The organism is Aeromonas sp. 3P (genome assembly GCF_051919745.1).
Taxonomy (GTDB): Bacteria; Pseudomonadota; Gammaproteobacteria; order Enterobacterales; family Aeromonadaceae; genus Aeromonas; species Aeromonas veronii.
On record NZ_JBQBED010000001.1, the window covers coordinates 300,800 to 321,542 of the forward strand.

Consider the following 20,743-nt stretch of genomic DNA (forward strand, 5'->3'; position numbering starts at 1 on the left):
CAAACCGCAAATCAGGGAGGCAAGGATGCTGGGGATCTGGTTGAGTGTGGCGCAGGTGGTGATCAGCGGTTATCAACCCATCGCGGAACAAACCTGGGTGCAGTTGAACCCGGAATATTACCCGCTGGCTCGCACGCCGCCTGCGATGTTTGTGGCTTGGCGTGGCAATCAGTTTCCGCCGCTGGCCCAAAAGCAGAAGCAGGGTCGCTGGCAGATCCTCTTTCCAGCCCGGCTGGTGCCTCCCTTTGATCTGTTCGAGGGGGAGGCGCAGCTCTCCAAAACCTATCTGGCAAGGCTGCGGCGCATCGACGAGATGGCTTACGGGGTCGTCCCCGGGCAGGCTGTTGCGGCTGGTGCAATCGTGCAGCAGGGGAGTGGTTCCCCTGATTATCACGCGCAACCTGTCGCGCCCTTTATCGCCGAGTTCCGTACACCCCAAGAGGCGTTCGGTGGTGTTGATATACCCAGCGACCCCGACGAGAGCGAACCTCTGCTCGCTCAGCTGGGGGCGACCTTTCGCACTGCGGGGATGAGTGGTGCTAAAGGAGATGAGGGAGTAGCGAGCGCCGATATGGCGCTCGCCAGCCACACGGCTAGCTTATCCGCAGGCAGTGACGCCATGCTTACCCTCTCGGCTCCTGCGGCCGGCGGTTCACAAACCGTGTGTCATCAGGTCGCAGCAGGGGAGACCCTGTGGCGCATTGCCAACCAGTTATCCAGTGCCCGGGGAGCCGATACCTACAGCTATTTGCTGGCGCTGGTGGCAGAGAATCAGCCGCGGCTTGGCAAGAGCATTCGGGTCAGAACGGGGGAAGGACTCTACTGCCCGCGCGCCGAGACCCTGGCGCGGTTTGATGCCCTGAGCCCGGCCCAGCGTCAGCAGCAATTCGCCCGGTTGGAGCAGGGGCGCTAAATGCAGAGTCGGTACCTTGTATCCGAATTTGGCCCGTGGTAGTATTCGCGCTCGTTTTGCGAGGTGCTGACCGGTCGCAGTTAGCACCATAAATTCATCCAAAAGAGATACATACTATGTCTTTCGTATTCCAAGCTGAAGTCCGTTCTGACCTGGGGAAAGGTGCGAGCCGCCGCCTGCGTCAAGCTGACCAAGTTCCTGCCATCGTTTACGGTGCAGGCAAAGAAGCCCTGTCCATCACTGTTGACCACAAGAAAATGATCCTGGCTCAAGAGAAGCCGGAATTCTATGAGTCTGTACTGACTCTGGTTATCAACGGTGAGGAAGTTAACGTAAAAGTGAAAGCTATCCAGCGTCACCCGGTACGTTACAAGCTGATCCACCTGGACTTCGTTCGCGTTTAATAGCGAACCGTCAGGTCGAAGAAAAGCCACTCTCAGGAGTGGCTTTTTGCTATCTGGCATCTTGTGATCGGGCTGAAAGAGCTACCTTGTCAGCCCAGCAAGCTGGTTATCCCAGCTGGCTAAGGGCCTGTTGGCAGCGCTGCTCGGCAGCATCCAGCTCCAGCAGCACCATCCTGATATCTTCCATCTGCTGTTGAAGTGTCTCCCGTTTTTCCTCAACCAGTCCCAGCATGGTTTGTAACTGGGTGCGGCTGCTCTTGTCGGCATCATAGAGATCAAACAACTCGCGGATCTCGGCGAGGCTGAACCCGAGCCGCTTGCCGCGCAGGGTGAGCTTGAGGCGAATCCGATCCTGCTTGCTGTAAATGCGGGTTTGTCCCTCTCGGGCGGGATTGAGCAACCCCTGATCCTCGTAGAAACGGATACTGCGCGTCGTAATATCAAATTCCCGGGCCAGCTCACTGATGCTGAAGCGCCGTCCTTCATCCTTGTTGTTCATACAGACTTCTTGGCGAACTAAATCCTGTCTGCACCTTACCTAAACGTAAACTGCACTGCAACTCTTGTTCCATCGCGTCAGAACCCCTATGTTATGGCCATGTAACAAACAGAGGCAGGCAAATGGATATTGCAATTGTGGCGGCAAAACGGACTCCGATGGGGGCGTTTCAGGGGGCATTGGCAGAGGTCACTGCGCCTGAGTTGGGTGCCTGTGCCATTGAGGCGGCACTGCAACAAAGCGGGCTGCGTCCGGAGCAGGTCGATGAAGTGTTTATGGGCAATGTGCTGGCGGCGGGCGTGGGGCAAGCGCCAGCCCGGCAGGCGTTGTTGAAAGCAGGGTTGCCAGATAGTGTGCCTGCTACCACGGTCAACAAGGTGTGCGGATCCGGCATGAAAGCAGTGATGCTGGCGGCGGATACCATCCGCCTTGGTGACAACAGGGTAGTGGTCGCGGGGGGGGTGGAGAGTATGAGCCGTGCCCCCTATCTGCTGGATAATGCCCGCAGCGGCTTTCGGATGGGGCATCAAAAGGTGCTGGACCACCTATTCCTCGACGGTTTGCAAGATGCCTATGATGGCCAGCTGATGGGGATACATGCCCAGCGCAGCGCCGATCAGGCCGGTTTGACCCGCAGTGCCATGGATGAGTTTGCCCTGGCGTCATTGCAGCGGGCCTGCGATGCGCAGCAAGCCGGCGCGTTTGCATCCGAGCTGGCAAGTGTCTATCGCGGTGATCGCTTGTTGCTGGCCGAAGACGAGCAGCCCGGCAAGGGCAGACCGGAGAAGATCCCTACCCTGAAGCCAGCGTTTGGCAAGGAGGGCACCATTACGGCAGCCAATTCGAGCTCCATCTCGGACGGTGCGGCGGCGCTGATATTGATGGATGGCGCCACGGCGCAAGCCTGGCAGGTACCAGTGCTGGCACGGATCGTCGGTTATCAGAGCCATGCAGCATTGCCCGCCGAGTTTACCTCTGCGCCCATTGGCGCCATTTCACGCTTGCTGGCGCGTCTGGCATGGTCGGTGGAAGAGGTGGATCTCTTTGAGATCAATGAGGCCTTCGCCATGGTCACCATGCTGGCCATGAGCGGGGTCGGCATCCCTCATCACAAGGTCAATGTGCATGGAGGGGCCTGTGCACTCGGTCATCCGTTGGGGGCGAGTGGCGCACGCATTCTGGTGACGCTGATTGCCGCGCTGCGGCAACGGGGTTTGCGGCGAGGCGTGGCCGCGCTCTGTATCGGAGGCGGTGAGGCGACCGCTATCGCGGTCGAAGTGAATGATGAGGCGAATTAATTGGTGGCTTCCATCGCCAGCAGTTGTTCCGTGACCCAGGTGGTGGCGGCCAGATAGAGGTGACTCACCTTATCCTCGCTCAGCCCCAGGCGGGCTGTTCTGGCCGTTACCCGTGACCAGTTGGCGCTCTCGTAATCTTCACAAAACGCGAGGTAGAAACCGAGATTGCCTTTTCGCTCCAGCAGCGCCAGCCGAATATCGTCGATAAGAGGGATAGTGCCGAGCAGCTTGTCCATCGGCTGCTCCATCAGTACATCCAGCAGGGAGAAGAGACCAGTGATAAAGGCCTGTTGTGCCTGCTGGCTCGGGGCGTGGGCGTGGGCCAGCAGTTCACAGAATCGGGCTCGGATCATCGACATCTGGTAGAGCTCGGCGCTCTTGCCCTTGCCGGCGCTGGTCGCGGCTACCAGCGAGACAAAGCGCTTTAGCTGGGTGTTGCCCAGATAGATGGCAGCCTGGCGAAATGACGAAATAGGGTTGGTGTGACCTTTGAGATGGTTGACATAGCGCAACAGCTTGAGAGAGAGGGAGATATCCTGACCGAGTAGCTGCTCAATCTTGTTGATATCAGGCTCTGCCTCGTTGACCACGTTGAGCAACTGCATCACCACGACTTGCGCTGGCTCCATAGTGGCTTGCTTGACCATCTCGGGTCTGCTGAAGAAAAAGCCCTGGAACAACTGGATCCCCAGCTGTTTGACCCGCTCGAACTCCGCCTTGTCCTCTACTTTTTCCGCCAGATAGGTGAGCCCCAGCGTCTGATGCCGCTGGATAAACACTTTGATCTGCATCAGGGGGGTGGCACGAAGATCAAACTTGATGATGTGGATAAAGGGGAGAAAGCGCTCCCAATCCGGCGACATGGTGAAGTCATCGAGTGCCAGTTGATATCCCAGCTTGTGCAGCTGTTTCACCTTTTCCAGCAGGGCATCATCCGGTGGGGAATCTTCCAGGATCTCAATCACCACTTTTTCGGGCGGCAGGCACTCTGCCAATCCCTCCAGCAGCAGTGAGTGGGGAAAATTGATAAAGCAGGGGCGGCCCCCCAACAGCTGATCGATATTTTGTTGCAGAAACTGTTCGACCACCAGGCGTGACGTCGCCTGCTGGGAGGAGATACTCGGGAAGACATTATTCAGACTATCGCGAAAGAGCAGCTCATAGGCATGAGTGTTGAGGTCTCTGTCGAGGATCGGCTGTCTTGCTACGTAGGAATACATGCCTTGCTCCAGTAAAGGTACTGGGTTGATTTTATGGTGTTGCAGAACACTATGCCAGTGTTCACCTTATTGAGTAAGGCAATAATTGGCATAGCGTTTTTTGCAGGGAAGGAATTTAGAAGAGATAGCTCAATTGTGCACCAGCCAGCCAGGCATCTCCTTCGGAAGTGCCCTGGAAGGTGGAGGTCGTCATCGGATTACCCGGTTGCAGCTCCATTTTTTCAGTGACATCCACCTTTTTGCCATCGATCAGGGTCAGCCCCAGATCCACGGTCAGGTTGGGCGTGAACTGATACCCCATTCCCAGGCTGTACCAGAGGCGATCGGCATCCGGGATGGAAATGGTACGACGATCGGCTGGCACCGGGCTGGCGTCATAGGCCACACCGGAGCGCAGTTGCCATTTGGGAGTGACCTGATAGGTCATACCGATGGCGTAGCGCCAGCTATCTTCCCAGTGCTCGTCCTTGATGTGCATGTTCTGCAAATTGTTGAGATCAGCTTCCAACTGAACGAATTTGCTCCAGTTGGTCCAGTTCAGGCTGCCGTGGAGAGCCAGCTTGTCAGTCAGCTGATGGAACGCCGCCAACTCTGCCGTCGCTGGCAACGGCAGATCCAGACTACCGGTATCTCTGATCTCGGTAACGGAGCCATCTGCATTGGGTCGGCCCACGATAGCATCTCCCGAGAGGGTCAAAGTGACATCGTGACGGTAGGAGAGGCCAATTCGGGTTTGTTCGGACAACTCCAGCAAGGTGCCGACATTCCAGCCCCATGCCCAGCCATCCCCTTGCAAATGTTTTGCGATCAGGTTGCGAGAAGGGAAGGTGCCACCGACTTCGCCTTCGCCCTGAATAGCAGAGATCCCGGCACCAATTGACCACATCTCATTGATGCGATAGGCGAGTGAGGTACCCAGATCCATGGTCTTGATATCGGAGACATTGCCAAAGTGTCCCGCGCTGTAGTTATCCGGCATCTTGACGCCAAGGCCGTAGTAAGAGGTTGCCGAGAAGCCTAGTCGCCACTGCTCATTGAGTGGAATGATGAGATAGGCGTTGGGAACCCAGGCTGCGGCGGCGATATCGTGTGCACTGGCATCGGAGGTGACGATACCGGCTTTGGTCGGCAAGCGGGTGTTGCCTTCAATATTGACGTCAGGACTGACATAGATGACTCCGCCAGAGAGCGCCATCTGATCGAAGCGGGTCATGGCTGCTGCATTGCGGGAGAGTACACTGGCGTTATCCGCGATGGCTGCCTCACCGGCAAAGGCGCGTCCCAGTCCTGTAGCGGACTGTTCAGCCAGCTGGAACCCGGCGGCATGAGTCTGACTCGCGATCACCAGCAGGGCGATCGCGGACGGTTTGATGATGGGATGCATGGCAAAATCCTTGCTGTTACCCGAAGGTTCAATCGGTCATATGAATGGAGGCAGGATTTTATATGGTATGACCAGTAAGGCAACGGTAATGGCCAGTATCAGGATAAAACAAGATTAAATGCTGGGATGATGCACTCTAATAGCTTGATTAAAAAAGAAAAACAAACAGGTGTGTGCTACATGTGTACGCTGAACTGGCTTTTCCGGATAAAAAAAGAGCGCCTGACGGCGCTCTTTCAATTCTATCAATAATCAGAACTTCATGTTGAACTGGGCAGAGGCCAGGAAGGCGTTGCCGTGGGAAGTACCTTTCCAACGAGACTGGCCTTTGTGGTCAGAGGTCAAACTCTCGTCTACATCAACTTCTTTGCCGTCCAGATAAGCCATACCGAAGTCAACACTCATATCAGTGTTGATATGATAGGTGGCTCCGGCGCTATACCAGATGCGGTCTGAGTCGGGGATGCTCAGGCTGCGGTATTCAGGTTCGATAGGGCTGTTGTCATAGGCAAAGCCCAGACGAGCTTCCCAAGCAGGGTTGACATACCAAGTACCGCCGATTGAATAACGGAGTGAGTCTTTAAATTTTTCTGGTTTTTGCAAACAGACACCCGGGTTGGCTGTACCAACACCACACTGGGAACCAGTTGCTTTAAGTTCTTCAAAGGCACTCCAATCAGTCCAGTTAACTGAATAGTGCACTGCAAATTGTTGGTTTAGACGATGGTAACCTGCGAACTCAGCTTGAGCAGGCAAATCAAGGTTTAGTTGTCCATCAACAGTTTTACCTCCAAGGCCACCTAAACCTGGGATTAGTGGGTTAATGTCATTGCTGTAATCACCTTTAAATTTGAGGTCAACTTGAGAGCGATATGTGAGAGCTAAACGGTTGTTTTCGTTGATCTCATAAAGTGTCCCAATGTTCCAGCCAAAGCCCCAAGTATCACCTTTCATCGATGAAATTTTGGAGTCGGTGTTTAAGCCAGGGATCGGTAATGAGCCTTTGTATCGATTCAGCTCGGCCGCGCCGTAAACTGCGTTGATACCCGCACCAACACTGAACTGTTCATTAACCCTATAGGCGATATTCGGGTTTATGTTAAAAGTTACCAATTCTGTATCGCCAGCAGCCGAGCCTGCTGTGAAGGTTTTGGAGTATTCGGTGGAGAGACCGTAGTTGGAGAAAAGGCCAATACCCCAAGCCCATTGGTCATTCAATGGTTGGATAAAATAGGAGGCAGGTACGAATGCTGCGGGAGCAATGCCACTTTGACTGGCATCCTTACCGTTTAGAAGGGGGCTTGGAGATGAAAGCTTACCCTCCACATCCACATCCGGTTTGATGTAGGTGCCGGAGACAGAAACTGCCATCTTGTCGAAGGTGGTCATGGCCGCCGGGTTACGGGCCAGCACGGAGGCGTTGTCGGCGATAGCTGCTTCACCGGCATAGGCGCGACCCAGACCGGAGGCCGAGTGCTCGTTCAACTGGAATGCCGCGGCATGGACTTGACCGGTGGCCAGCGCGATGGTGGCGGCAATCAGGCTCTTCTTGAAAATAGTTGTCGTCATGGTGTTCTCTCTTGTAGGCAGATTTTTTTGCCGATATTGGCTGCACGTTCAATGCAAACCTCGACAAAATCCGTTTTTATTTCAGCTTCTTCCCAATCAATTCTGGCGTGATTCTATGGATCTGGTAGGAGGTAAGAAATCAGACCAGTGACAGCAGAATACATAAAAGTGATCGATGTGTTAATCATTTGTTTTAACCTGCTGTTTAATTCATCATTTTCAGGGTCTAAAGGTGGATTATTGACCTGGATTGCCGATCTCCGTCACAAAAATAATTTTGTCAATTTTTCGAAATCTTGAGGCAAATGAGTGACAAAGGGGAGTAAACAGGGAGAGAACAGGCTGCGGCTCGTGACCGCCGCCTGCTATTGAGGATGGTTCTGAGGTTGTTAACCGGCGATGTTAAATGTCCCACTGCAGACGTGACTGCAGAGCATTGGCAACGGGGGCAAGTGGCTCTTTCATCTCGCCAATCAGTACCATATTGGCGCCTTTGAGCTGGACAATCTCCCCTTTGAGGGTGCCATCTTCAAAGGTGGCCTGTTGCAGGGTTAATGGAACATGTTTGGGCACTAAAAAGAGGGTGACTGGCCCCATCTTTCCCTGGATCACCATGTGCAAGGCCGGTCCCTGATAAAACGAGCAGTGATTGACATAGGTCACCTTGAGCCCATCCATCCCGCTTAAGGTGGCGCCATACTTCTCCATCTTGGCATTGATGTTATGCAGATTGACCTGTTCATCGACACCTTCAATAAAGGGTTCTTCGCCATAGACATGAGCCATCGCCACCTGTGCGAGGGAGAGGGCCGCAGGAGCCGTTTCTGGCAGCGTGATCCAGCGGGTGCTCATTCCCAGCAGGAAGGCGACCGATGCAGCCAGGGCGATCTGGCGCCAGGATGTTGATGTCCGGATCTTGACCGGCGCCGTGCCAAGGGGGCGGGATGGCGGCAAATCATCTGGCGCGTCACTGTCTTTCTGCATGGCTTGCCTGAGCAGGATCCGCTCGGCCAGTCCGGCTGGGACCTCTACCTGCATGGCGTGCTTGAGAGTTCTGTCGAACTGCTTCATCTCGTCGAGATAGTTCCGATTGGCCTGGCTTGCTTCAGCGGCTTTGAGAAAATCCGGCAGTTTATCGTTGGGCTGGATCATGGCGTTGCGGCGAAATTCGAGTTCATCCATGTCCGTGTCCTCTTGCTTGGTTCTTCTGCTCCATCGCCTCCTTGATCTGGTTGCGGGCGCGAAACAGTCGGGTCATGACGGTGTTCTTGTTGAGGCCGAGCATCTCGGCAATCTCCTCACCACTGAATCCTCCCACGACTTGCAGCAGCAGTGGCTCCTGGTACTCCTCGGGCAACCGGGCGATGTGACGGTGCAACCACTCGTTCTCCATTTCCTGTTCGCTGTGCAGCGCATCGTGCTGGGGCTGAGGGTGATCGTCGAGATCCACCAGCTCCAGCTGTTTGCGTTCAAAGCGGCGGGCGTTCTCCCGTCTGAGGATGGTGATCAGCCACCCTTTGGCCGCCTTGTCATCCTGCAGGGTGTCGATAGCCTTCCAGGCACGCAGGAAGGTCTCTTGCACCAGATCTTCCGCTACGTTGGGATCCCGGGTCAGCCAGTAGGCATACCGGTAGAGATCGCCATGCAGCGCATGAACCAGTGCTTCAAATTTGGTTTGTTTGTCAGCCATGGGATCAGAGACCGGCGAAGTGGCCGGATCATTTCCACCAATATGCTGCTGAACACGTTTTTTTCTAAAAAACAGCAGTGCCATTGGGCAATCCTTGTCAGGGGGCGTGGCGGCGGGAGCGGGAACTCCCGTGTGCCAGCAGGTAAATCAGGTACGCAATACCGGCGGTTTCATCGGCCCTGAGGGTACGCGCCAGAGCGCGCCACTCGATGGGCGGGCCAGAAGAGGGCCGTGCAAAACAGGCTCGCTCGAGTGCGGCTAGCGCGTTGCCGAGCCGATTATGCCCAGCGTCGGGCAACTGGCCTAATTGATAATAGGAGACCTGCCAGCGCAAGGTCGCCCACTTGATCAGCGCCTTGCGACTGGCATCCGGCTGGTGTTGGGCAAGGGCACGTTGCAGTTGATAGAAGGCGCGCCAGCGGGGCCAGTTGCGCCATAGCGCACGCAGCGTTATGGCCAGCACGACCCACCAAAGGCTCTCTCGCAGTGCCACCTGCGATGTCTGCTGATCAGGTTGCCGATTTGTCGTTGTCTGAAACGTCAGCGTGATGGCGGGCAGGCTAGCCTGCTCAATCCGGCCGCTTTGGGTATTAAACCAGGGCAGATCAATGGGGGGCAGCTGATAGTCGCCGCTCTGATCCGCGACCAGAGTCTGGCGCCACTGTCGCTCAAACAACAGCTTGCCATCACGGTAACGCTCCTGCTGTTGCTCGCCATCGGGATGTGCCTGTATGCCGCTTGGCAGTTGATGGGCCATCAGGGGGGCAAGCTGTATCTGGCCGCTGTCACCATTTTCCATGGTCAGGGTGAGGATCCGGATCAGCGGTTCACCCACTTCCCCCTTGGAGGCCGGTTCAAGCCGTTGACTCAGGGTCAGCCGGGTGGCCACCGGCGTGGCGGGTGCCTTGTCGACCCTCACCTCTAGCGGTGCCGCACGGGCCGAGAGTTTTTGCGCTTTTCCCCCTTGCTGCGTGAGCTGCCCCTGCAAGCGGGGCGAGTCGAGGTACCAGAGTCCCGGCGCTTTTGCCTGAACGAGCCAGCTGCGGGTGAGCCGGCCGGGTAGACCAGCCTGAGCGGGGGCGATCCACTCGTCACTACCGAGGCGACGGATAGTGAAGTGAGCAGAGCTGAGCTCGCTCAACGCCGGGTTTTGCATGCTGGTAGGCAGCCACAGTGTCAGCCGGTAGATCACCGGCTGGCCGGGATAGAGCAGGCCCTGATGATCAAGGCTGGCCTGCATCTCGAGGGGCGAGGGGGCTGCGGGTTGCGGCAGCGCCGCTGTTTTCACCTCTCTCAATGGCAGGGTGAGCGAGGGAGTGAACTCATTTCCCAGCTTGAGCGGGGCAATCATCACCTTTGTATTCGCGGGTGAGTCGCTCTGGTGCAGCGGGATCTGCCAGCGAGTCAGTTGTTGTACCGGGGTGGTGACCCGGCTCATGGTCACTCTGCCCACCGCAAACTGGCGCAGTAGGGGGGTGATCTCCAGTTCGCTGCTCTGGCGCTCGCCATCCGCTTCGATGATCAGCAGCCAATCGCTGGGGTCGGCCCCCGGCAGCAGCTCTGCCCGAGGGGGCAAAGCCCAGCAAAGTGGACTCGCGAGTGCGAGCAACAGCCCCCATCCTGCCCGTGTCACCAGGGCTCCTCCACCTTGATAAGATCCCGGCGCAGCGCCTCTTTACGCAGTCGCTGCTCCAGCAGCAATACAGGGGGAGAGGGTGGCAGGGGCATTGCCGTCGTCTGCTGAGCTGCCGATGGTTCGGGTTGCTTGCTGTTGCTGGTATCGGGAGCGGCGGTCGCTCCACCCTGTAACAGAGAGAGGTTATAGAGCGCATCTTCATGGCCGGGTTCGAGCGCCAGAGCGGCAAGATAGGCCTCTTTGGCTGCGGCAAACTCCCCCAGTTGCAGCAGGGCATTGCCGCGGTTGTAGTGGGCAGTGGCGCTTGCTACTTCCTGATAGGCTGCGATAGCTTGCAGATAGACTCCGGCCCGATACCAGGCGTTGCCGCGCCAGACTGGATCGTTGAAGGTGCGGGCAGCCCGCTGAAAATCCCCCTCTTGATAAGCCTGCATCGCTTGCAGATCCCCCCTCTCTGTTGCTTGCAGATCTTGTGGCGCAAGCAATTGCCACCCCACCATCAGCGCCATCATCAACCGGGCGCCGACTCTGGCCAGCAAGGCCAGTGGTAACAAGGGGATCAGCAGCCAGGGGCCAAGATCCAGTGGTGCCGGGGTGAGGGCCGAGGTGGTGGTGGGCAGCGGTGCAAAGTGAGGGACATCGCTATCAAGCCATTGCAGCTCACCGCCGAGGCGATTGGCCAGTGCGGCAATGGCCTGACTATCGGGGGCGGGCAACTGCGCGGGCATGCGGGTGGCAAACCCCAACTCATTGGCCGGAATGGCGGGCATGGGGGCCGGTTGACCGCGGCTGGCAAGCAGAATATCGAGGCGTGCCGACTGGGTGTGGCGGCAAAGAAGGCGTTGCTGGCAGGGCCACAGGGCGGCGATTTGGGTCATCTGATTCTGGGTGAGGTTGTCGGTGATCAGCAGCAGACGCGCTTGTTCTCCAGGGGCCAGCTGCTTCATGGCAAGTTCCACCGCCCGTGCCGGGTTGCTGCCCTGCAGCGGCATGATATCGGGGCGCAAGTCGGGCAGTAGCAGCGAAAGGGCCTGATGATCCCGGGTTGGCGGCATGGCGAGGTAGGCGTCGCCTGCGTAGAGGATCAGCGCAATGCGCTCGCCCTTGGCGCGGCTCAGCAGCTGCTGTAATTGCCATCTGACCCGGGTCGCCCGATCTGGTTTGAGGTCGGTGGCGGTCATCGAGCGTGACAAGTCCAGTAGCCAGATATCGAGCGGTGCTGCAGGCTGCTGTTGCAGCTCACCGCGCAGTGCAGGTCCACTCAGGGCCAAAATGATGGGCAGGGTTGCCAGCCAGAGCCAGGGACGTTGAGGGCGGGATGCTGGCACCAGATAAGCCTGCATCGCAGGTGCGAGCAGCGGGGGCTGGCGACGACGGTGCCACCCTTGCCAGAGCCAGGGGATGAGTGCGATCAGCCACAGGGGGCGGAGCAAGATCAGCTCCATCTGCGCGCGCCTCGTGCCAGCCAGTTACGCACCATGCGAAACTCCAGTCTGCCGTGCCCTGATGGCAGAAGCAGCAAGCCACAAAGCAGTGCCAATGGCCAGGGGTAGAGCTCGATCACCGGCTGGTACTGGGCAATCGGCATAGGGGCAGGTTCAAGGGCATTGAGAGTCGCATTGATGGCATCGAGATCGCTTTGGGTTCGCGCCCTGAAATAGCGCCCCTGTCCTGTTTTTGCCAGCTCTTTCAGGAGCGGTTCGTCCAGTTCGCTGCTGGGATCGGCCTGACCGCTGCCCGCCTCATCGTAGGGTTGGATAAAGGTATCGGGATCGGCCCCGACCCCCAGCGTGTAGATCCGTATTCCCTGCGCTGCGGCGAGTTTGGCCTCCTGCAGCGGGTCGGCATTGCCTGCGGTATTGCGGCCATCAGTGACCAGCAGCAGGGCGGTGGGGCGACCCGGATCCCCATGCTGACGTGCCAGCTGGATCGCCTCGCCAAGGGCGGTGGTTCGGCCGACCAGATCAAAATCGAGCTCGTCGCTCAAGGTCAACAGCGCCGGGATCTCCTGAGTGAGGGGAGAGAGCAGATAGGCGTGATCGGCAAAGACGATGAGGCCCACCCTGTCTCCGGCCCGTTTGGCGATCAGCGCCTTGATCTGCTGGCGCACCGCCGTCAGCCGTGCTTGCTGCTCGCCGTTATCGAGCATATCAGGGGTGCGCATGCTGTCTGACAGATCCACCGCCAGCAGCAGATCCCGACTCCCCTCATATTGGACCACCGGTTCCCCCCACCACTGGGGGCGGCAGAGGGCGAGGATAAGGGCGCACCAGAGCAGCATGGCGCGCCAGAGCGGCAATCCGGCCTGAGGGCGCAGTAGTGCAAACCCGGGGTGAGCCAGATAGCCGTGGCGCAGGGGCGGCAAGCCGAAGCGCACCAGCAAGGGGAGCACCAGCGCCAGCGCAAACCAGGGCCAGGCCAGGATCATGGATGCCTCAGTGCGGCTTTACGCCCCGAGCGGGGAGAGCGTTGCAAGAAGAGGGTTTGACCCCAACGGCGATAATGTTGCCGCAGCAGTTCGCACTGCTCGCGAGTCGGGTTCTGGCTGCCATAGAGCCAACTGCTCCAGTGAGACGAGAACTGGCTAAAATTGCTGCCGCCGTGACGATCGACGAAGGCGAGCCACGCCTCTCCCTGAAGCTGGCGCGCCTCGGGCCAGCGTTGCAATGCTTCATGACGTAGGGCCTCCTGTATGCGTGCCACCAGCAGTGCCGGATCTCCCTCCAGCTGACGACACCAGTGGCGGTAACGTATCACCCTGCGGGCAGTCAGGACGATCAACAGCAGCAATAGACCTGTGATCAATAGCCACAATAGCGCCTGCACTCTGGGATCAAGACTCTGTTCAATCAGATCCGGCCCCGGGTGGATGTCTCGCATCAGAGCGGCCAGCGGCGGAGTGATGGCGTCGGAGGCGGGACTGGCGCTGTCGAGTTCGGCGGGGGAGATCATCCCTGATGACATAACCCCTCCTGCCACTGCTGTTGCAGCGTCTGGCTGTTATCGAGCAGATAGAGACGCTGCACCAATGGCAACAGCAACTGCTTGCCGTGGGCTAGTTGCTTCTCGGCGACATGCCGGTAGCGCTGGGAGAAACCGGCATGGCCCCCATCCAGCCAGCCCTGATAGTGCTGCCCTGGCCGATCGATAGCCACTGGCAGCTGGCCGCCAGGGGGAAGGGCTGCCTCAAGGGGATCGCGGATCTGCCAATAGTGAATATCATGGCGCCGGGAGAGCAGTTGCAATTGCTGACAGAGCACCGACTCGCAGGGTCTGTGATCGGTGATGATCGTCAGCTTGGCACCGTGAGGCAGCTTCACGCCGGACAAGGTGTCGGCCAGCGAGTGAGAAAGCGCCCGGCGGGCCAGCCCTTGCTGATAGTGATGGCAGAGGGATTCGAGCAGGGGCAGCACGTTGCCGCGCTGGCTCTGGTGATGGGGGATAAGCCCGTGGCAGATCAGGGTGTTGTGCTGCTTCTCCCCTTGCCAGATCAAGGCTGCTGCCAGCTCGCACCCCAGACGCGCCTTGAGCTGAAGCGTGGAGCCGAAATACATGGCGGGAGAGAGATCGAGCAGCAGCCAGTGCGCCTGATCCAGCTCCTCGCGATAGAGGCGGGTATAGGGACGACCGAGGCGTGCGGTCACTCGCCAGTCGATATGGCGTACCTCGTCACCAGCCTGATAGGCGCGCAGCTCCCGAAACGTGAGTCCGGGAGAGCGGCCCGGTTTGCCGCGTTCGCTGCTGCTTCTGCCTGCGTGAGGTGGCTTCCTGGCCTTGGCCCAGAGCCGGATATTGAGCAGCCGTGGCAGCGACAGGGCGATATCGGGATGCAGACTGGGATCTAGGGGCATGGCACCTGATCCAGCAGTTGGGCGATCAGGATATCGTTATCCAGATTGTCGGCCAGTGCCTGATAGCTGGGTATAAGGCGGTGGCGCAGCACCGGATAGGCTTGCAGCTGGATATCTTCCGGCAGCACATAATCACGTCCGGCAAGCCAGGCTCGGGCGCGGGCGGAGCGAGCCAGCCCAAGTGTGGCGCGGGGGCTGGCCCCTACGGCAATCAGTGGCTCAAGGGCAGGGCAAAGACCACTGCCCGGGCGAGTGGCGCAGACGAGCTCCACCAGATAGTGCTCCAGTCGGCTTTGCATGGTCACCGCCAGCACTTCGCTGCGCGCACGCTGCAAGCTGGTCTGACTCAGGGTCACTGGCGCCGCGCCAAGTTGTTCGCCGCTGGCGTTGAGCTGCAAGATGGCGAGCTCCATGGTGGGGCTCGGGTAATCCACCATCAGCTTGAGCAGAAAGCGGTCGAGCTGCGCCTCCGGCAGGGGATAGGTTCCCTCCTGCTCGATGGGGTTCTGGGTGGCGGCCACCATAAAGAGGGGTGGCAGCCGCCAGCTCTTTTTGCCCACGGTGATCTGGTGTTCGGCCATGGCTTCCAGCAGTGCAGATTGCACCTTGGCCGGTGCCCGGTTGATCTCGTCCGCCAGCACCAGATGATTGAACAGGGGGCCTGGTTGGAATACAAAACTGGCATCCTGCGGGTGAAACACCTCGCTGCCGGTGAGATCGGCGGGAAGCAGGTCGGGAGTAAACTGGATACGGGAAAAGCGTCCCTCGACGGCGCCAGCGAGCGCCTTGACGGCGCGGGTTTTGGCAAGACCGGGTGCCCCTTCGATTAATACATGTCCTTCACATAACAGGGCAATCAGGAGCCCTTCTATTAGTTCCTCCTGCCCCAGGATCTGACTGCCAAGATAGTCCCTAAGTGCTCTGAACTCGGCCGTTGCCATGCGATAAACCCGTTGTTTTTATGGAAGTTGATCTTTTTATACTCCAGTTGCTTCCCAAGGGCGAGCAAAGGGGCCTTGCCGCGCTTAATTTAGTTTCAATCAGCTGTATGAAACTTGTGATTGGATTGTTAAGATGTGGCGCAATGAGGTCAGACCTCTGCCTTTTAAACCAAGGAGCCAGGATGAAACAGCCATTGAAACTGACGACTCGCCAGGGCGAACGGATTGCCGTCGTGGCGGGGCTGCGTACCCCCTTTGCCAAGCAGGCCACCGCCTTTCATGGCGTGCCTGCAGTCGATCTCGGCAAACTGGTGGTGAGCGAGATGCTTGCCCGTACCGATCTCGACCCCAAGCTTATCGACCAGCTGGTGTTTGGTCAGGTGGTTCAGATGCCGGAAGCCCCCAATATTGCCCGCGAGATCGTGCTCGGTACCGGCATGAGCGTCAATACCGATGCCTATAGCGTCTCCCGCGCCTGCGCCACCAGCTTTCAGGCGGTGGCCAACGTCACCGAATCCATCATGGCCGGTACCGTAGACATCGCCATCGCTGGCGGTGCTGACTCCTCCTCCGTACTGCCTATCGGAGTGAGCAAGAAGCTGGCCCGCGCCCTGGTGGATCTCAACAAGGCGCGCAATCTGCAGCAGCGCTTCAACATTTTGCGCCAGCTGCGGGTCAAGGATCTGCTGCCGGTGCCGCCTGCTGTGGCGGAATACTCTACGGGACTTTCGATGGGACAGACCGCCGAGCAGATGGCCAAGAGCCACCAGATCAGCCGCGAGGCGCAAGATGCGCTGGCGCACCGCTCCCACACTCTGGCCGCGCAGGCTTGGGCTGATGGCAAGCTCAGCGGTGAGGTGTTTACCGCCCATGTACCGCCCTACAAATCACCGCTGGAGCGGGACAACAATATCCGTGAAAGCTCGGATCTCGCGAGCTACGCCAAGCTCAAGCCGGTGTTTGACCGAGTCCATGGCACAGTCACTGCTGCCAATGCGACCCCGCTCACTGACGGCGCCGCTGCCGTGCTGTTGATGCGCGAAGGTCGGGCGAAAGAGCTGGGCCTCGAACCGCTTGGCTATATCCGTAGTTTCGCTTTCTCGGCCATCGATGTCTGGCAAGACATGCTGATGGGGCCCTCCTACGCCACGCCGCTGGCGCTGGATCGTGCCGGTATCACGCTCGGTGACCTCACCCTGATCGACATGCACGAAGCCTTTGCCGCCCAGACCCTGGCCAACCTCAAGATGTTTGCCAGCCACGAGTTTGCCCGTGACAAGCTGGGCCGCGATCAGGCCATCGGCGAGGTGGACATGGAGAAGTTCAACGTCCTCGGTGGTTCGCTGGCCTATGGCCACCCCTTTGCCGCGACCGGTGCGCGGATGATCACCCAGACCCTGCACGAGCTGCGTCGTCGCGGTGGGGGACTGGGGCTCAACACCGCCTGTGCGGCGGGTGGATTGGGCGTGGCTATGGTGTTGGAGGTTGAATGATGAGCGCTAAGACTTTTTCCCTGGATGTTCGCAAAGATGGCATCGGCATCCTCACCATGGATGTGCCGGGCGAGAGCATGAATACCCTCAAGGCCGCCTTTGTGGAGGAGATCCGCACCGTGCTGGCCGAAGTGAAACGCAACAAGGATTTGATCGGTCTGGTGATCACCTCCGGCAAAAAGGACTCCTTCATCGCTGGCGCTGACATCACCATGCTGGCCGCCTGCACCAGTGCCAAGGATGCCGAGACCCTGTCGCGAGAAGGGCAGGAGATCTTTGCCGAGATCGAGGGGCTGACCATTCCTGTGATCGCCGCCATTCACGGCCCCTGCCTCGGTGGCGGGCTGGAGCTGGCGCTGGCCTGCCATGGTCGGGTGGTGACCGATCACGGAAAATCTGTGCTGGGATTGCCGGAAGTTCAGCTCGGTCTGCTGCCGGGCTCTGGCGGTACCCAGCGTCTGCCGCGCCTCATCGGGGTGGCCAAGGCGCTGGATCTGATGCTGACCGGCAAGCAGGTTCGCGCCAAACAAGCCAAGAAATTGGGGCTGGTGGACGATGTGGTGCCGCCGTCAATCTTGTTGGATGCTGCTATCAAGCTGGCCAAGAAGGGAAAACCGCGCCATCAGTTGAAACGGGATCTGCAGGGCAAGGTGCTGGAGACCAACAAGCTGGGCCGCAAGGTGCTGTTCGATCAGGCCAGCAAGGGGGTGAAAGCCAAGACCCGTGGCAACTACCCGGCGCCGGAGCGGATCCTGGATGTTGTGCGCATCGGCGTGGAGGAGGGGATGAAGGCCGGTCTGGCCGCGGAATCCCGCCACTTTGGCGAGCTGGTGATGACTGCTGAGTCTGCCGCCCTGCGTTCCATCTTCTTTGCCACCACCGAGATGAAGAAAGAGGTCACCTATCAGGGGGCCGAGCCGCGCAAGGTGGCCCATGCCGCCGTGCTGGGCGGTGGTCTGATGGGGGGCGGCATTGCGTTCGTCACCGCTACCAAGGCGGGAGTGCCGGTGCGGATCAAGGATGTGGCAAGCGCCGGGATCGGCAATGCCATGCGCTACAGCTATGACATTCTGGCCAAGAAGCTCAAGCGCCGTCACATCCTGCGCAGCGAGCTGGAAAAGCAGATGAGCTTGCTGACCGGCACCCTCGACTACTCCGGTTTTCACCGGGTGGACATAGTGGTGGAGGCGGTGTTTGAAGATCTCAATCTCAAACACCAGATGGTGAAAGATGTAGAGCGTGAGTGCGGTGAACACACAGTGTTTGCCTCCAACACCTCTTCCTTGCCCATTAACCAGATTGCGGCAGAGGCGGCGCACCCGGAGCGAGTCGTGGGGCTGCACTACTTCAGCCCGGTGGACAAGATGCCGCTGGCGGAGATCATCCCCCACGCAGGTACCAGTGCCGAGACGGTCGCCACCACTCTGGCCTTTGCCCGTGCTCAGGGTAAAACGCCTATCGTGGTGAAGGACGAAGCCGGTTTCTACGTCAACCGCATCCTGGCGCCCTACATGAACGAAGCGGCGCGACTGGTGCTGGAAGGGGAGCCGGTGGAGGTGCTGGATAGCGCACTGCTGGACTTTGGTTTCCCGGTTGGCCCCATCACCTTGCTGGACGAGGTGGGGATCGATGTGGGCGCCAAGATCTCCCCTATTCTCGAAAAAGAGCTGGGCGGCGAGCAGTTCCAGGCGCCCAAGGCGTTCGACAAGCTGCTGCAAAATGATCGCAAGGGACGCAAGAACGGCAAGGGCTTCTATCTCTATGGCAAGGCGGCACCGCGCAACAAGCTGACCGGCAAAGAGGGCAAGAAGACGGTGGACGAGAGCGTCTATGGCGTGCTCGGCATCAAGCCTTCTGCCAAGCTGGCCCGTCAGGAGATCGCCGAGCGTTGCGTATTGTTGATGCTCAACGAAGCAGCGATGGCGCTGGATAGCGGTGTGGTGGCGTCGGCCCGTGATGGCGATATCGGCGCCATCTTCGGCATCGGTTTCCCGCCCTTCCTCGGCGGCCCGTTCCGTTATATGGACACGCTCGGGATCGATCATCTGGTTGGCCGTCTGGAGTATTACCAGAAGCGCCACGGCGACCGGTTCGCCCCCTGTGCCCGTCTCAAGGCGATGGCCGCGGAGCAGCAGAACTTCTACTGATAACCGCTGCAGAGTGACCGCAAAGCAAAGAGGCCCGCACACCATGCGGGCCTCTTTCTATGTTGTGGTTTGTTCGGGTTGTACGGCTTGGGCAGCGCTCATGCTGGCAGAAGCAACCGATTAAAAAACGGCCCACCGAAGTGGGCCGTCGAGATATCACGTCACGGGTCAGATCCCCGGTTTGCGCTCCGGGCAACGACCTATGATATCGGGTGGCAGCTCGCCGTTATCCTGCTCTAGCACCACGTCGAATCCCCACAGTTGATGCAGGTGTTTGAGCACCTCATGGCGAGAGTCGCCAAGGGGGATGCGGTTGTGGGGCACATAGCGCAGGGTGAGGGAGCGATCCCCCTTCACGGCGACGTTGTACACCTGAATATTGGGCTCCAGATTGCTGAGGTTGTACTGGGCCGACAGGGTATTGCGCACCTGACGGTACCCCTCGTCATTGTGGATGGCGGAGACTTTCAAATAGTTCTTCAGATCGTCGTCATCAATGGCGAACAACTTCATATCCCGCATCACTTTCGGGCTTAAGAACTGGCTGATAAAGCTCTCATCCTTGAAGTTTTGCATGGCAAAGTGGAGGGTTTCGACCCAGTTGCTGCCGGCATAGTCGGGGAACCAGTATCTATCCTCCTCGGTCGGGTTCTCGCAGATGCGGCGCAGGTCGGTAAACATGGCAAACCCCAGCGCATAAGGGTTGATCCCCGAGTAGTAGCGGCTGTTGTAAGCCGGTTGATAGACCACATTGGTGTGGCTGTGCAGCACCTCCATCATGAAGCGATCGCTCAGCTTGCCCTCGTCATAAAGGTGATTGAGGATGGTGTAGTGCCAGAAGGTGGCCCACCCCTCGTTCATCACCTGGGTCTGCTTTTGTGGATAGAAATACTGGCTGATCTTGCGCACTATGCGTACCACTTCCCGCTGCCAGGGCTCCAGCAGGGGGGCATTCTTCTCGATGAAGTAGAGAATGTTCTCCTGGGGCTCTGCGGGGTAGCGCCTGTCCTCCACACCAGCGGCTTTATGCTGCTTGGGCAGGGTTCGCCACAGCTCGTTGACCTGAGTCTGCAGATAATCTTCCCGCGCCTTCTGACGCCGCTTCTCCTCGGCCATCGAGATCTTCTGGGGACGCTTGTAGCGATCCACCCCGAAGTTCATCAGGGCATGGCAGGAGTCGAGCAGCTGTTCCACCGCCTCGATGCCATGCTTCTCTTCGCACTGGGTGATGTAGTTTTTGGCGAACAACAGGTAGTCGATGATGGAAGAGGCATCGGTCCAGGCCTTGAACAGGTAGTTGTTCTTGAAGAAGGAGTTGTGACCGTAGCAGGCGTGTGCCATCACCAGCGCCTGCATCGGCATGGTGTTCTCCTCCATCAGGTAGGCGATGCAGGGATCGGAATTGATGACGATCTCGTAGGCCAGTCCCATCTGGCCGCGCTTGTAGTTGCGCTCGGTATGGATAAAGCGCTTGCCGAACGACCAGTGTTGATAGCCGATGGGCATGCCGACGCTGGAGTAGGCATCCATCATCTGCTCGGCGGTGATCACCTCGATTTGGTTGGGGTAGGTGTCCAGCTTGTAGAAACGGGCGACACGGGCGATCTCCTGGTGATAGGTCTCCAGCAGATCGAAGTTCCAGTCTGGTCCGTCATCCAGTGGCGCTACACGTTTTTCTGTTTCGATCATGTGACCTCC

The 20,743-nt window shown here is 58.5% G+C and carries 18 protein-coding genes; 5 read left to right on the plus strand and 13 right to left on the minus strand.

Annotated features, from left to right (window positions below; translation table 11 throughout):
* Positions 1-25 precede the first annotated feature (25 nt).
* Entirely contained in the window at positions 26-913 is an 888-nt protein-coding gene (locus ACTG19_RS01320; protein WP_439988620.1) for a hypothetical protein, read from the plus strand.
* A gap of 116 nt (positions 914-1,029) precedes the next feature.
* Positions 1,030-1,317: a 50S ribosomal protein L25 gene (gene rplY, locus ACTG19_RS01325; protein ID WP_005333252.1), complete on the plus strand. Its 288-nt coding sequence runs from the start codon at positions 1,030-1,032 to the stop codon at positions 1,315-1,317.
* Between the two features lie 106 nt (positions 1,318-1,423).
* Here the strand turns inward: rplY and ACTG19_RS01330 are convergent, their stop codons facing one another.
* Positions 1,424-1,816 carry a MerR family transcriptional regulator gene (locus tag ACTG19_RS01330; RefSeq protein ID WP_113739475.1) on the minus strand — a complete coding sequence of 131 codons (393 nt, stop codon included), beginning with the start codon at positions 1,814-1,816 and terminating at the stop codon, positions 1,424-1,426.
* Positions 1,817-1,938: 122 nt separating this feature from the next.
* Between ACTG19_RS01330 and ACTG19_RS01335 the strand changes: the two genes are divergently transcribed.
* Positions 1,939-3,114 (plus strand): thiolase family protein, encoded by a 1,176-nt coding sequence (locus ACTG19_RS01335; RefSeq protein ID WP_113739476.1) that lies wholly within the window; start codon positions 1,939-1,941, stop codon positions 3,112-3,114.
* On the opposite strand, the gene ACTG19_RS01340 is transcribed toward ACTG19_RS01335, so the two are convergent.
* The 11 genes from ACTG19_RS01340 to ACTG19_RS01390 form a co-directional block, all read right to left on the minus strand.
* Positions 3,111-4,334 (minus strand): EAL and HDOD domain-containing protein, encoded by a 1,224-nt coding sequence (locus tag ACTG19_RS01340; protein ID WP_005360324.1) that lies wholly within the window; start codon positions 4,332-4,334, stop codon positions 3,111-3,113. The two genes, ACTG19_RS01335 and ACTG19_RS01340, sit on opposite strands and share 4 nt — an antisense overlap.
* 115 nt (positions 4,335-4,449) lie before the next feature.
* Entirely contained in the window at positions 4,450-5,718 is a 1,269-nt protein-coding gene (locus tag ACTG19_RS01345) for an OmpP1/FadL family transporter (RefSeq protein WP_425890746.1), read from the minus strand.
* Positions 5,719-5,970: 252 nt separating this feature from the next.
* On the minus strand, positions 5,971-7,287 hold the full coding sequence (locus ACTG19_RS01350) for an outer membrane protein transport protein (protein ID WP_201946388.1): 1,317 nt from the start codon (positions 7,285-7,287) through the stop codon (positions 5,971-5,973).
* 402 nt (positions 7,288-7,689) lie between these two features.
* Positions 7,690-8,469, minus strand: a complete 780-nt coding sequence (locus tag ACTG19_RS01355) for a DUF3379 domain-containing protein (protein WP_088869005.1) — start codon at positions 8,467-8,469, stop codon at positions 7,690-7,692.
* The gene (locus tag ACTG19_RS01360; RefSeq protein WP_439988621.1) at positions 8,462-9,061 is read right to left on the minus strand and encodes a sigma-70 family RNA polymerase sigma factor; all 600 of its coding nucleotides are present in this window, start codon (positions 9,059-9,061) and stop codon (positions 8,462-8,464) included. The genes ACTG19_RS01355 and ACTG19_RS01360 overlap by 8 nt, the downstream gene beginning before the upstream one ends.
* A gap of 13 nt (positions 9,062-9,074) precedes the next feature.
* Positions 9,075-10,586, minus strand: a complete 1,512-nt coding sequence (locus tag ACTG19_RS01365) for a hypothetical protein (RefSeq protein ID WP_439989586.1) — start codon at positions 10,584-10,586, stop codon at positions 9,075-9,077.
* 20 nt (positions 10,587-10,606) lie between these two features.
* Positions 10,607-12,058, minus strand: a complete 1,452-nt coding sequence (locus tag ACTG19_RS01370; RefSeq protein WP_439988622.1) for a VWA domain-containing protein — start codon at positions 12,056-12,058, stop codon at positions 10,607-10,609.
* Positions 12,049-13,041, minus strand: coding sequence for a VWA domain-containing protein (locus tag ACTG19_RS01375; protein WP_439988623.1), 993 nt, complete (start codon positions 13,039-13,041; stop codon positions 12,049-12,051). The genes ACTG19_RS01370 and ACTG19_RS01375 overlap by 10 nt, the downstream gene beginning before the upstream one ends.
* Positions 13,038-13,577 (minus strand): DUF4381 family protein, encoded by a 540-nt coding sequence (locus ACTG19_RS01380; RefSeq protein ID WP_439988624.1) that lies wholly within the window; start codon positions 13,575-13,577, stop codon positions 13,038-13,040. Before ACTG19_RS01380 ends, ACTG19_RS01375 begins: the two co-directional genes overlap by 4 nt.
* Complete coding sequence (locus ACTG19_RS01385; protein ID WP_113739486.1) at positions 13,562-14,464, minus strand: DUF58 domain-containing protein; 903 nt, start codon at positions 14,462-14,464, stop codon at positions 13,562-13,564. Before ACTG19_RS01385 ends, ACTG19_RS01380 begins: the two co-directional genes overlap by 16 nt.
* Positions 14,455-15,405, minus strand: coding sequence for an AAA family ATPase (locus ACTG19_RS01390; protein WP_113739487.1), 951 nt, complete (start codon positions 15,403-15,405; stop codon positions 14,455-14,457). The genes ACTG19_RS01385 and ACTG19_RS01390 overlap by 10 nt, the downstream gene beginning before the upstream one ends.
* A 182-nt stretch (positions 15,406-15,587) precedes the next feature.
* Between ACTG19_RS01390 and fadI the strand changes: the two genes are divergently transcribed.
* Together fadI and fadJ are read left to right on the plus strand one after the other, a co-directional pair.
* Positions 15,588-16,898, plus strand: a complete 1,311-nt coding sequence (gene fadI / locus ACTG19_RS01395) for an acetyl-CoA C-acyltransferase FadI (protein ID WP_113739488.1) — start codon at positions 15,588-15,590, stop codon at positions 16,896-16,898.
* The gene (fadJ, locus tag ACTG19_RS01400; RefSeq protein WP_113739591.1) at positions 16,898-19,045 is read left to right on the plus strand and encodes a fatty acid oxidation complex subunit alpha FadJ; all 2,148 of its coding nucleotides are present in this window, start codon (positions 16,898-16,900) and stop codon (positions 19,043-19,045) included. Before fadI ends, fadJ begins: the two co-directional genes overlap by 1 nt.
* 168 nt (positions 19,046-19,213) lie before the next feature.
* On the opposite strand, the gene ACTG19_RS01405 is transcribed toward fadJ, so the two are convergent.
* Positions 19,214-20,734: a SpoVR family protein gene (locus tag ACTG19_RS01405; protein WP_019445117.1), complete on the minus strand. Its 1,521-nt coding sequence runs from the start codon at positions 20,732-20,734 to the stop codon at positions 19,214-19,216.
* Between the last annotated feature and the right edge of the window lie 9 nt (positions 20,735-20,743).

Coding starts and splice junctions, on each gene's coding strand:
- ACTG19_RS01320 (WP_439988620.1), top strand. CDS start 26: ATGCTGGGGATCTGGTTGAGTGTGGCGCAGGTGGTGATCAGCGGTTAT.
- rplY (WP_005333252.1), top strand. CDS start 1,030: ATGTCTTTCGTATTCCAAGCTGAAGTCCGTTCTGACCTGGGGAAAGGT.
- ACTG19_RS01330 (WP_113739475.1), bottom strand. CDS start 1,816: ATGAACAACAAGGATGAAGGACGGCGCTTCAGCATCAGTGAGCTGGCC.
- ACTG19_RS01335 (WP_113739476.1), top strand. CDS start 1,939: ATGGATATTGCAATTGTGGCGGCAAAACGGACTCCGATGGGGGCGTTT.
- ACTG19_RS01340 (WP_005360324.1), bottom strand. CDS start 4,334: ATGTATTCCTACGTAGCAAGACAGCCGATCCTCGACAGAGACCTCAAC.
- ACTG19_RS01345 (WP_425890746.1), bottom strand. CDS start 5,718: ATGCATCCCATCATCAAACCGTCCGCGATCGCCCTGCTGGTGATCGCG.
- ACTG19_RS01350 (WP_201946388.1), bottom strand. CDS start 7,287: ATGACGACAACTATTTTCAAGAAGAGCCTGATTGCCGCCACCATCGCG.
- ACTG19_RS01355 (WP_088869005.1), bottom strand. CDS start 8,469: ATGGATGAACTCGAATTTCGCCGCAACGCCATGATCCAGCCCAACGAT.
- ACTG19_RS01360 (WP_439988621.1), bottom strand. CDS start 9,061: ATGGCACTGCTGTTTTTTAGAAAAAAACGTGTTCAGCAGCATATTGGT.
- ACTG19_RS01370 (WP_439988622.1), bottom strand. CDS start 12,058: ATGGAGCTGATCTTGCTCCGCCCCCTGTGGCTGATCGCACTCATCCCC.
- ACTG19_RS01375 (WP_439988623.1), bottom strand. CDS start 13,041: ATGATCCTGGCCTGGCCCTGGTTTGCGCTGGCGCTGGTGCTCCCCTTG.
- ACTG19_RS01380 (WP_439988624.1), bottom strand. CDS start 13,577: ATGTCATCAGGGATGATCTCCCCCGCCGAACTCGACAGCGCCAGTCCC.
- ACTG19_RS01385 (WP_113739486.1), bottom strand. CDS start 14,464: ATGCCCCTAGATCCCAGTCTGCATCCCGATATCGCCCTGTCGCTGCCA.
- ACTG19_RS01390 (WP_113739487.1), bottom strand. CDS start 15,405: ATGGCAACGGCCGAGTTCAGAGCACTTAGGGACTATCTTGGCAGTCAG.
- fadI (WP_113739488.1), top strand. CDS start 15,588: ATGAAACAGCCATTGAAACTGACGACTCGCCAGGGCGAACGGATTGCC.
- fadJ (WP_113739591.1), top strand. CDS start 16,898: ATGAGCGCTAAGACTTTTTCCCTGGATGTTCGCAAAGATGGCATCGGC.
- ACTG19_RS01405 (WP_019445117.1), bottom strand. CDS start 20,734: ATGATCGAAACAGAAAAACGTGTAGCGCCACTGGATGACGGACCAGAC.